At 34.5% G+C, this 11,194-nt stretch carries 9 protein-coding genes; 5 read left to right on the plus strand and 4 right to left on the minus strand.

Going from position 1 to position 11,194, the window contains the following annotated elements:
- The 4 genes from ACIQ0D_RS08495 to ACIQ0D_RS08510 form a co-directional block, all read right to left on the minus strand.
- On the minus strand, nucleotides 1-846 hold an 846-nt coding region (locus tag ACIQ0D_RS08495; RefSeq protein ID WP_395804648.1), incomplete at its 3' end, for an aminotransferase class I/II-fold pyridoxal phosphate-dependent enzyme.
- Nucleotides 812-1,348, minus strand: coding sequence for a SixA phosphatase family protein (locus ACIQ0D_RS08500; RefSeq protein WP_395804650.1), 537 nt, complete (start codon nucleotides 1,346-1,348; stop codon nucleotides 812-814). The genes ACIQ0D_RS08500 and ACIQ0D_RS08495, both read right to left, overlap by 35 nt.
- Before the next feature lie 112 nt (nucleotides 1,349-1,460).
- On the minus strand, nucleotides 1,461-1,862 hold the full coding sequence (locus ACIQ0D_RS08505) for a hypothetical protein (RefSeq protein WP_395804651.1): 402 nt from the start codon (nucleotides 1,860-1,862) through the stop codon (nucleotides 1,461-1,463).
- Between the two features lie 3 nt (nucleotides 1,863-1,865).
- Nucleotides 1,866-3,182, minus strand: coding sequence for a D-alanyl-D-alanine carboxypeptidase/D-alanyl-D-alanine-endopeptidase (locus ACIQ0D_RS08510; protein WP_395804653.1), 1,317 nt, complete (start codon nucleotides 3,180-3,182; stop codon nucleotides 1,866-1,868).
- 271 nt (nucleotides 3,183-3,453) lie between these two features.
- Here ACIQ0D_RS08510 and ACIQ0D_RS08515 point away from each other — a divergent pair, with 271 nt between their 5' ends.
- The 5 genes from ACIQ0D_RS08515 to ybeY form a co-directional block, all read left to right on the plus strand.
- The gene (locus ACIQ0D_RS08515; RefSeq protein WP_395804654.1) at nucleotides 3,454-5,964 is read left to right on the plus strand and encodes a zinc-dependent metalloprotease; all 2,511 of its coding nucleotides are present in this window, start codon (nucleotides 3,454-3,456) and stop codon (nucleotides 5,962-5,964) included.
- A 122-nt stretch (nucleotides 5,965-6,086) separates the two neighbouring features.
- On the plus strand, nucleotides 6,087-6,947 hold the full coding sequence (locus tag ACIQ0D_RS08520) for a phosphodiester glycosidase family protein (RefSeq protein ID WP_395804656.1): 861 nt from the start codon (nucleotides 6,087-6,089) through the stop codon (nucleotides 6,945-6,947).
- Nucleotides 6,948-7,040: 93 nt separating this feature from the next.
- Nucleotides 7,041-10,358 carry a DUF4175 family protein gene (locus tag ACIQ0D_RS08525; RefSeq protein WP_395804658.1) on the plus strand — a complete coding sequence of 1,106 codons (3,318 nt, stop codon included), beginning with the start codon at nucleotides 7,041-7,043 and terminating at the stop codon, nucleotides 10,356-10,358.
- Nucleotides 10,355-10,786, plus strand: a complete 432-nt coding sequence (locus ACIQ0D_RS08530; protein ID WP_395804660.1) for an ATP-binding protein — start codon at nucleotides 10,355-10,357, stop codon at nucleotides 10,784-10,786. Before ACIQ0D_RS08525 ends, ACIQ0D_RS08530 begins: the two co-directional genes overlap by 4 nt.
- Nucleotides 10,786-11,194 (plus strand): rRNA maturation RNase YbeY (ybeY, locus tag ACIQ0D_RS08535; protein ID WP_395804662.1); only part of this gene is annotated, 409 nt, incomplete at its 3' end. The genes ACIQ0D_RS08530 and ybeY, both read left to right, overlap by 1 nt.

The raw sequence follows: 11,194 nt of genomic DNA on the forward strand, positions 1-11,194 counted from the left end.
ATGTAGTAATTCTACAAAATAATTAATGTTTGTTCTTAGCTTTCTAAGTTCTTGATGATGGTTTTCTTCTGAATGAACAAAAGCATAAAGAATTCCCGGCGAGGGTGGCGAGCTTCCAGCATAAATTGCTGAACCTCGAAGCGATTTAATGATAGACGAATTAGCAAGAATTAAACCCGCATCCAGTCCAAATGCCTTTGCCATTGAAGAGATCACTATCTTCTCAATATTGGGAAGATCCGGAATTTTAGAATAGGTGCCTTCACCCTGTTCACCAATTATCCCAAGAGCATGTGAATCGTCAACTAAAATCACAACAGAACAAGATTCCTCAATTCGCGAAACCCATGAGAAGTCGTAAATTTGGGGTTTTAGGTTATTTAATGCGTTACTTATGATAAGAGTGGGACTTTTTGACTGGTTTATCTTTTCAACGGTTTGTTCTACCCAATCAGCATAATTTATCTTAGGAATTGAGGGAATTCCAATATGTAAAGCCGGATGTGAGTCGGGTGCATAAATAAATTGGTGACTAGCATAGTAATGTTGAATCACCAATTGAGCAGCTAAATATCCACTTGAAACAATTATAGAATCGTCTGACAAAAATCTTTTGGCAGCCGCTTCCTCTGCTTTAAAAAATATATCAAGGGTAATATTATTATTCCGCGACGCTCCATGGTTTATACCATAAATCTCCATACCCTTAAAAACCAATTTTCTGAAATTTTCATTAAAAGGCATCCCAAGGTAAGCTGTACCACCAAAAAATAAATTGTTTTGATTAGCAGGAGCCATTTTTATTTCTTCTCTATTTAATGTGTGAACTACGATGTGACGCTCCATATTGTTTAGTGCTCAATGCAACCTTTAACATATGGTCAATTTTTACTTCGAAGAAAAAATCATAATCATCATCTGATAAAGCGGCTAATGGACGAGCAGCACCAAATGATTCAATAAGTTCAAGCACCGTGTTTGAATGGCCTATGATTAAAACCCTTTTGTTTTTATATTTTGTTTTTACAAGTTCAGAAATGGCTTTATAATTATGAGCATCATACTCTATAATACTAACTCCATTGCGTTCTGCAACAGCAGCACCGGTTTGCTTAGTACGCTTGAATTTTGATGAAAAGACAGCATCAATTTGTTGATTCTTTAGTTTTTCATTTAAATCTTTAGCCCTATTTTTACCCGCATCGTTTAATTCGGGATCTTGGTTTTTAGGGTCACTTATATCCTTCTCGGCATGTCTCACAATATAAATAGTTGTGGTACTTGGAAGCGCATTACTACAAGCATAACTTATAATTGTAAGGATTAAAATAAGAATGGTCTTTTTCATTTACTAATAAAATAAATGAGCTATACTCAATTCTATGGTAAGCCCAGAATCAAATATAGCTCAATGGTTTAAATAGACCAATTATCTAGACTATTAAAAATCTATATGATTTTTAAAGTTGTATGGTATCGGGGCCCGAAATTTTATTGATATGACAAGCACATAAACCTCCACTTATTACAAAATCGGCTTGTATTTTAACATTGGTTTTCGAATTTGTAGCTGTAACCTGTACATTATCTCCATTCTCTGAGAGTTTTGTTTTATCGGAATCGCTGGCTATTATGTAAAGCCCTTGATTAGCCATATCATTTAAAGGAGTCATTATTTCGCCTGTTCGCTTATTTACAACGGTAAAATCTTTTACTATTTGCGGATTACCATTAGCATCAACAAACCTAAGACTTACAGTACGAAACTCTTTGGTACATACAATATCTGCACACTCAATAGAGTCTGAACAAGAAAGCATTAAAAAGCCTAGAACCAAAAACAAACCGATGGTTTTTTTCATTTTTTAATGATTTTGAGTAATTGAGTTAATTATTTTTTCCATTTCAGCTCTAATAACGGCTGTCGACTCAGTAAAATTGTTGTTCATAAACGAAAAAATATATTTTTTGCCTTTGCGACCAACAAGGTAGCCACTCTGGTTATGGTTATTTGCCAGACTTCCTGTTTTGGCAAAAACATAAGGCTTATCCGATTTATAGAGGTTTTTAAGAGTGCCTGTCTTCCCACCCTGGGGCAATAAATCAAATAATCTTTCTTCATCCGAAACCTCATCATATATCTTTTCACAAAGCTTAATCATTGTGCGTGGGGTAAAGAGATTTTGACGGGATAGTCCAGATCCATCTACCCAAAGTGGTTTATCTGGCAAATCTGAAAGATAGTTTTTTGTAACATGTTCTATAACAAGAGAAGTATTCATTTCCATCCCCTTTGTAGCTGCAATGTTTAATAAAATATGCTCGGCAATAAAGTTATCACTAGGCAAAAGCATCGCACGGAAAAGAGTATCTGATGGCACACTATACCATGTTTTAGCATCCATTGGTTTTTTTTGTGAGGTAGTTCCCGAAAAATTAGGAAAGCTTTGTTTCAATAATTCACTCACCACTTGCTCAGATACTTTAAACGGTACGGTTTGGTTAAAATTAGATGGAATAGCGGTATTTGGGATGTGAAACTCGTTGTTGAATAAATTACGACGAATTCTAAAACGAGTAGAGGAGCTTGTCTTTTCTGTTTGAAGAGTAATTTGTCCGCCATTAACAATCTCCGGATAAGTATTTAATGCATTATTCTTTTTACTGAAGAAAACAACGTTTCCATAAATAGGAAATTCAGATATTTCAGGCTGATAATAGTCGTTATAATCATCATAAGACCAGCCCATTCCATAAAAATCACCATTATATAAACCAGTTGACCAATAAAGGTTTTTCTTTGAAGAACTTAGGTTTTTCAAAACCTTTTGCTCCCTTAGTTCTCTGTTTAAGAAAGAGGGGTCAGCGGTACCCCAAAATATTAATGAGTCGCCACTTTCTACATAATGCAATCCTGCAATAGAATCTTTAAGAAGTTTTAATCCCGCATAAAATGTAAACAGTTTGGTGTTTGATGCCGGAGTAAAATATTTATCACTATTAAGTTCAACAAGCATTTTACGCTTTTCTAGATCATAAAGGGCAAAGCCAGTAAACTGTTGCTTAAGCACCTCTGACTTCCTAAACATTTTAAGAATTTTACGTGGGGGAATATTTTTAGCGGCTAAAGACTCGATACTTAAAAGAGAAATTAGTGCCCAGATTAACATTTTAATTTTCATTAGCTTGTTTTTTAAATATTTGACTTGATTGTTCGCTATCATAAAAATAGTAAAGAATTATAAGCTTAGGGCCGAAATTATTATAAATCACAAAAAAGGTAACAATTATGGTTTTTATGAGTCTAAAGACAAGATTTTTATAACGAAGTGGTAAAATAAACACTTCCTATATTGTAATTTTATTATGATAGATAAATAAAAAATGCTCAAAAGTCAGTTCTAATTTTAAATTTGTAGAATACTTAAACCTAAACCATTATATAAATTAACTATGACAAAAAACTACCGCAACCTACGAGTTGCTGCAGTAGCAGCGCTGGTAATTGCAATTGGCTTAAATGATTCAAACGGCCAAGATCGCAGAAATGGTGGAGCTCCGGCTCAGGACCCCGCCAAAACAACTACTCCGGCGCCTCCGGCAAAACCGAGTACTAGTGGTATAAAACCATACAAAGAGGTAATAACCGACAAGGCTAAAACAGACAACGGATTATTTAAAGTTCACCGCTTGGATGGAAAATATTTCTATGAAATACCTGATTCATTGTTTAACCGTGAAATGTTAGTGGTTACTCGCTATGCAAAAACTCCAACCGTAGATGGAACTTATGGTGGTGAAGAGTTAAATGAGCAGATTTGGAAATGGCAAAAACGTGATAAGCAGGTTTTCATTAGAATCCCTTCTTATAGAAACATCGCTGATCAAAAATCAGATATGTTCCAATCGGTTCAAAACTCAAATTTGGAAGCTGTTTTATCCGCATTTGATATCAAAGCAATCAATAAAGATTCGAGTTCAGTTGTAATCGATGTTACAGAACTTTTCACAAAAGATGTTCAATCATTAGGTCTTCCTCAAGGTGTTCGTACTCAATACAAAATCAGTACAATGGATGAGGCACGTAGCTATGTTGATACAATAAAGTCATTTCCGATCAACATCGAAGTACGTTCGTTAAAAACTTACCGTGCTTCTGATGCTCCTGGGGATAAGTCGCTTGGTTCAATGACGGTTGAGATTCATAATTCTATGCTTCTTTTACCGAAAGTGCCATACAAGGCTCGTTTTATGGACGATAGAGTTGGATTTTTTGGTCAAAGTCAAACTGATTACGGACTTGATGCTCAAAAAGCAGAGGTTACTAGATATGTACACCGTTGGAAATTAGAGCCTAAGGATCCTGAAGCTTACAAGCGCGGAGAATTGGTAGAACCGAAAAAACAAATTGTATATTATATCGATCCTGCAACACCAGCAAAATGGAGACCATACCTTATTGCTGGGGTAAAAGATTGGAATGCAGCATTTGAAGCAGCTGGTTTCAAAAATGCAATCACTGCACTTGAGCCACCTACAAACGATCCTGATTGGTCGCCAGAAGATGCTCGTTATTCAGTAATTCGTTATTTCGCATCAAATATTGCCAATGCTTATGGTCCACATATTTCTGATCCACGCTCTGGCGAAATTATGGAATCAGATATTGGTTGGTACCACAACGTAATGAACCTTGTTCGTAACTGGTTCTTTATCCAAACTGCTGCAATTAACCCAGAAGCTCGTTCACCAAAATTTAAAGATGAGATTATGGGACAGTTGATTCGTTTTGTTTCGGCTCATGAGGTTGGCCATACACTCGGACTTCCTCATAATTTTGGATCAAGTGTTACTTACCCAGTTGATTCATTACGTTCTGCAGCATTCACTAAGAGAATGGGCGGTACTGCTCCATCAATCATGGATTATGCTCGTTTTAACTATATCGCACAACCGGGTGATGAAGGTGTTGTTTTATATCCTGGAGTTGGTGAGTACGATAAGTGGGCAATCAAATGGGGTTACACTTGGTTTGATAATCAAACTCCAGAACAAGAAGCTAAAACATTAAATAAGTGGACTATTGAAAGAGCTGGAAACCCGGTTTATTTCTACGGACAACAAACTGGTAACCCAATCGATCCACGTTCTCAATCTGAAGATCTTGGAGATGACGCTGTTAAAGCTTCAAATTACGGTATCGCTAACTTAAAGCGTATCCTTCCAAACATTGAAAAATGGACTTACGAAGAAGGAAAGCCGTACGATAACTTGAAAGAACTTTATGGTGAAGTTTTAGGTCAGTGGAACCGTTACATGGGTCATGTTCGTTCAAATATTGGTGGTATCTATGAAAATGATAAAACCTACGAGCAAAAAGGTCCTGTTTACACGCATGTTGAAAAATTGAAACAAAAAACAGCTGTTAAGTTTATTAATGATCAAGCTTTCGCTACCCCAACATGGATGCTTGACCAAAACATATTAAATAAATTTGATAATGCTGGAATCGTTGATCGTTTAAGAAGAACTCAAGTTGGTGTTCTAAACGGAATACTTGATTTTTCTCGCCTTAGTAGATTGATAGATAATTCCGTGAAAAACGGTGCCAATGCTTATTCAATGCCAGAACTGTTTTCTGATCTTAGAAACGGAATCTGGACTGAGCTAAAAACAGGTGCGAATATGGATACCTATCGTCGTAATTTACAAAGAGCTTATATTGAAAGAGTTTCTTTTCTATTAAATGAAAACGAAGCTCAGATACCAGCACAGTTTGCTGCTATGGCAGGCCCACAAATTGATGTTTCTCAGTCTGAAATTCGCCCTATGGCACGTCAAGAATTGAAAACATTAGCTGCTCAGGTTAAAGCTTCTTTACCTAAATACGCTAATCCAGTAATCAAATCACACTTAGAAGATGTGCTTGTTCGTATCGAAGATGCATTGAATCCAAAGAAATAATTTAAATCAATTTAAAAAGCCCCGTTTCTTTTCAGAAACGGGGCTTTTTAGTTTTTACTGTTTTAACAAAAGCTAGAATAAATCCCGTTCCTTATCAATATATTAGTATCATATTTTAATTTATGAAAGCATTTTTCTTAAGCTGGGTCATCTCAATTTTTATTTCATTTAGTTTATTTGCTCAAAGTGATTCGATTGCTGTAGTAAACGCTCAATGGACTAAAGAAAAAATCACTAAGGGTATTACATTAAAAACCTTCTGGTTTCAAAACACCCTATTCAATTCCAATCAAAATGTAAGTGTTTTAGAAATTAACAGCAAAGGGAAATATGTGTTTGACCTTGGTTTTGACGCTAAAAAGCTAATCACAACTAGCGATTTTGGAAAACAAGCCAATGCTATCGCTGCCCTCAACGGTACCTTTTTTGATATTGCCAATGGTGGTTCGGTTGATTATATTAAATCAAATGGTGAGGTAATTAATGAAAATCGACTTTCAAAAAATGGGAAAAGAGCCAACCATCAAAAATCAGCTCTATTGATTCAAAAAGGTAAATTAAGTATAGCGAAGTGGGACGGTAATAGCGATTGGGAAAAAACACTCGTGGCAGATGATATCATGGTTAGCGGTCCCTTATTGATTTTGAACCAAAGCGAAGAAAAACTAGACACCGCAAACGTCTTCAACAAAACCAGACATCCAAGAACCGCTGTAGCCATCACAAAAAACAATAAAGTTTTATTAATTACCGTGGATGGGCGCAATGCAAATTCGGCCGGAATGAGTTTATTTGAATTAAGTAAATTAATGCGCTGGCTTCAAGCCGATGATGCTATAAACCTTGATGGAGGTGGTTCTACCACTCTTTGGATAAATAATTGGGGTGAAAATGGGGTTGTAAATTATCCCACAGACAATAGAAAATGGGATCATGAAGGACAAAGAAAAGTCGCAAATGTGCTTCTCCTAAAGAAAAAATGAGTCTAAATTTGTAGGAAGTCTTAAATAAGCATTTCTTATATTTAAGCAGTGAAGAAAATTTAAAACTCTGATTCTTTTAAGAATAGATTATCAATGAAAGCTTCTGAAGAAAATTATATCTATCTATTAGCTAAAATTGATGGTTTTATTCGCAAATATTATCTCAATAAGATCCTAAAAGGACTTTTATTTCTTTTTGCTTCAACTTTAATCGCTTTTATCTTTATAATAACCGCAGAGCATTTCGCACGATTTGACTCAATAATTAGAGCTTTTTTATATTACTCATTTATTATAATCAATCTTTGGGTATTGCTTGGATATATTTTGATTCCAATATTATCTTATTTCAGATTAGGTAAAACAATATCCCATGAACAAGCATCAAACATTATCGGACAACATTTTGCACCCATAAAAGATAAGCTTCTCAATACCCTTCAACTAAAAAAGCTATACGATTCAAATCCTGAGCAGCGCCAATTAATTGATGCTAGCATTAATCAAAAAATTGCAGAACTAAAACCAATTCCCTTCACATCTGCAATCACCTTAAATGATAATATCAAATACTTGAAGTTTGTACTCAGCCCTTTAGCCGTTTTGATATTCTTGTTTTTTGCAGCACCAAGCATTTTAAGCGATAGCACCACGCGATTAATTAATTATGATCAGCAATTTGTTGAAAAGGCGCCTTTTGAGTTTAAAATTTTAAACGAAAGCCTTTCTGCAGAACAGGGGAGCGATTTTACTGTGTTAGTTAAAATGGTAGGCAATCAAATACCAGCCGAACTATATCTTGAAAGCGGTCAAAATAGCTTTAAACTAAAGCGAGAAAACACTATTCGCTTCAATTATACCTTTAAGAATGTTCAAAAAAACCAAAAATTCAGACTGAGCGCAGGCAATTTTAAATCGGATGAGTATTCCCTTGAAGTAAAAGCAAAACCAAGTATTTTAAATTTTGATGTTTTTATCGAATACCCCAAGTACCTAAAAAAGAAAAATGAACATTTAAAAAACTCGGGCGATTTAGTCGTTCCTGAGGGTTCAAAAATAAACTGGAAATTTAATGCTGAAAACAGTGATCTTATTGATATTCAAATAAATACAAAAAAATATCGGATCAATCAGGATAAGTCTAATCAGTTTAAATTCAGTCACCAAGCATTAAAAAGTTTAACTTATCGTGTAAGTCCGGGCAAAATCGGAATTAATTCAGGCCAATTGGTAAACTATCAAATTCAGGTAATTCCGGACCTGTTACCTCAAATTGAGTTTGGTGAAATTCAAGATTCAATTAATAAACAGGTCTTATATTTTACCGGTCAGATTAGCGATGACCACGGTATTTCGAAACTAACATTCAATTACCAAGTTCTAGATCCTAATAAAAAAGCTAAAGAGGTCCGAAAAACTATCGAATTTGATAAAGGCTCCAATCAAAGCAGTTTTATTCATGCATGGGATATATCAGCAATTTTAGGCGATGAGATTGAATATTATTTCGAAGTTTTTGATAATGATGGGGTTAATGGGCCAAAATCAAGTAAATCTATTAGTAAAACATTGAGAATGCCTTCTCAAAAAGACATTAATCGGATGCTTGAAGCAAAATCCGAAAAAATCAAAGACAAAATGGAGGAGGCCATTAAAAAGGCTAAAGAACTTGAAAAAGAAAGCAAAAAGCTAAACCAAGAACTTCTCAATAAAAGTAAGATCGGCTATGAAGAGAAAAAACAATTTGAAAATCTATTGAAAAAGCAAAATGACTTAGAAAATCTGGTAAAAGAAATACAAAACGAAAATAAAGAGAAAAGTTTAGGCCAAAAATCAATAGAAAATGAAGAAATTCTAGAGAAAAAAAGGCAAATAGAAGAATTGTTTAACAATGTACTAGATGAGAAGACAAAAGAAATTTTAAAAAACATTGAAAAACTGCTTCAGAAAAACATGAAAGAGCAAAGTCGTGAGGATTTATCCAAGCTTCAAATGGATAATAAATCGCTGCAAAAAGAGCTTGATAGAATTTTAGAACTATACAAGCAGCTTGAATTTGATCAATTACTTAGTGGCGCCATTGAAAAGCTTGGTCTGTTGGCACAAGAGCAAGACAAACTAGCCGAGAAGAGCACACAAAAAAATGCCGACCTCAACAATCTCAAAAACGAGCAAAATGAATTAAATGAAAAATTCAAGGAATTAAAAACAGATTTTAATGATTTAAGTCAGAAAAATGAAGATTTAGAAGAACAAAACAATTTTGACGAACCACAAAAAGATTTAGATCAAATAAATCAGGATCTTAAAGAAAGTCTGGATAAACTAAATAAGAAAGATCCAAAAGCTGCTGCAGAGGATCAGAAGCAAGCGGGATCCAAAATGCAAGAACTTTCCAATAAGCTTAAAAAAATGCAAGAAGAGGAGGAGGAACAGGAAGATAAAATAAACAGCAGTGAATTAAGGCAATTATTAGAAAACTTATTAAGCGTCTCTTTTGAACAAGAAAAAATCATGAAAGATTTGCGTGGTTTAAGCACTATTAACCCAGATTATGTATTAAAAATCCAAAAACAAAAAAACATACAGGTCAATTTTAAACTAATTGAAGACAGTCTTTATTCTCTTAGTAAACGAGTGCCTCAGATTCAATCAACAGCTAATAAAGAGGTCCAAATAATAAATCTAAATGTAAAAAATGCGATTGAAAACCTAGCTGATCGTAAAACAGCTGAAGCAAACCGCAACCAGCAATATGCCATGACCTCCATTAATAATTTGGCCCTAATGCTTAGTGAGGTATTAGATCAATTAGAAAAATCTCAACAGAATGGGAAATCAGGGGGAAAGGGTAAAAAGAAACAAAGTTTGTCGCAGCTTAGCAAAATGCAGGAGCAATTAAATAAAAACATGCAAAAAACTCGAGATGAAATGCAAAAGCAGGGTCAGCAAAAGCAAGGCAATCAAAAAGGAAATATGAGTGAAAATTTTGCTAAAATGGCCCGAGAACAGCAAATGATTAGGCAATCTATGCAAGAAATAAATCGGTTGGAAAATAAGAATGGGCAGGGAGATCTCGGAAATTTAGAAAAAATAATAAAAGAGATGGAACAAACTGAGACGGATCTCGTAAACAAGAAAATTAAAGATGAAACACTAGAAAGACAGCAAGAAATTCTGAGCAAACTATTGGATGCCGAAAAAGCTGAAAATGAACGCGATGAAGAAGAAAAAAGAGAAAGTACTGAGGGAAAAAACCAGGCACCCATAAATTCAAAACTGATGCTTGATTACCTTAAAAACAAAGAAAAAGAGACTGATTTACTTAAAACAATCTCACCATCATTTAATTCATTTTATAAAATAAAGGTGTTAGATTATTTTAAATTTTTAAATTCGGGCAATAAATGATTAACCAAAAAGAATATTCAGATAATACTTCATTGTACACACTGCAATTGGCTTCAAAGATTGACAGTATTACGCTATTGGAAAATTTTATCGATGAACTGAGTGCTAAGTACAATTTCAGCGATGAAGTATATGCCAATGTTCTTACTTGCTTAAGTGAAGCGATTATCAATGCTGTTTTACACGGAAACGACCAAAACCCTGAAAAAAAGGTTTACATAAACCTTGAAGTAATAGAGAATAAACGCTTGGTTTTCACTGTTACCGATGAGGGTAATGGCTTTGACTTTAATAATATCCCAGATCCTACAGCACCAGAAAACCTTGAAAACCTCAGTGGAAGAGGTATTTTCATCATAAAAAAGCTGGCTGATCAATGTATTTTTAATTCCAAAGGCAATGAATTAGAACTTCATTTTAAAGTTTAATGTCTAACATAGCTATTCGCTTTTTTACTGAAGATATTTCATTTTCCCTTAAAAATAAAGGTCTTGTTAGAAAGTGGATTAAGCAAACAATTAGTGATGAATCTCATAAATTACGTGAGCTAAACTTCATCTTTTGCAGCGACCAATACCTACTTTCCATCAATCAGCAATTCCTAAATCACGATACTTATACCGACATCATAACTTTTGATAATAGCGATAAAGAGGGACTCATTATTGGTGATATTTTTATTAGTGTAGATCGCGTTCAAGAGAATGCTGAAAGCTTTAAAACAAAGCTGGAAGATGAACTACAGCGCGTTATGATTCATGGCACATTACACCTGCTTGGATACCCTGATAAAGGGAAAGAAGCAAAAGTAATCATGACCCAAAAAGAAGATTTTT

Source organism: Daejeonella sp., from assembly GCF_044342615.1.
Classification (GTDB): Bacteria; Bacteroidota; Bacteroidia; order Sphingobacteriales; family Sphingobacteriaceae; genus Daejeonella.

Excerpts from the sequence above, each read along its gene's own strand:
- ACIQ0D_RS08500 (WP_395804650.1), bottom strand. The coding sequence starts at position 1,348 with ATGAAAAAGACCATTCTTATTTTAATCCTTACAATTATAAGTTATGCT.
- ACIQ0D_RS08505 (WP_395804651.1), bottom strand. The coding sequence starts at position 1,862 with ATGAAAAAAACCATCGGTTTGTTTTTGGTTCTAGGCTTTTTAATGCTT.
- ACIQ0D_RS08510 (WP_395804653.1), bottom strand. The coding sequence starts at position 3,182 with ATGAAAATTAAAATGTTAATCTGGGCACTAATTTCTCTTTTAAGTATC.
- ACIQ0D_RS08515 (WP_395804654.1), top strand. The coding sequence starts at position 3,454 with ATGACAAAAAACTACCGCAACCTACGAGTTGCTGCAGTAGCAGCGCTG.
- ACIQ0D_RS08520 (WP_395804656.1), top strand. The coding sequence starts at position 6,087 with ATGAAAGCATTTTTCTTAAGCTGGGTCATCTCAATTTTTATTTCATTT.
- ACIQ0D_RS08525 (WP_395804658.1), top strand. The coding sequence starts at position 7,041 with ATGAAAGCTTCTGAAGAAAATTATATCTATCTATTAGCTAAAATTGAT.
- ACIQ0D_RS08530 (WP_395804660.1), top strand. The coding sequence starts at position 10,355 with ATGATTAACCAAAAAGAATATTCAGATAATACTTCATTGTACACACTG.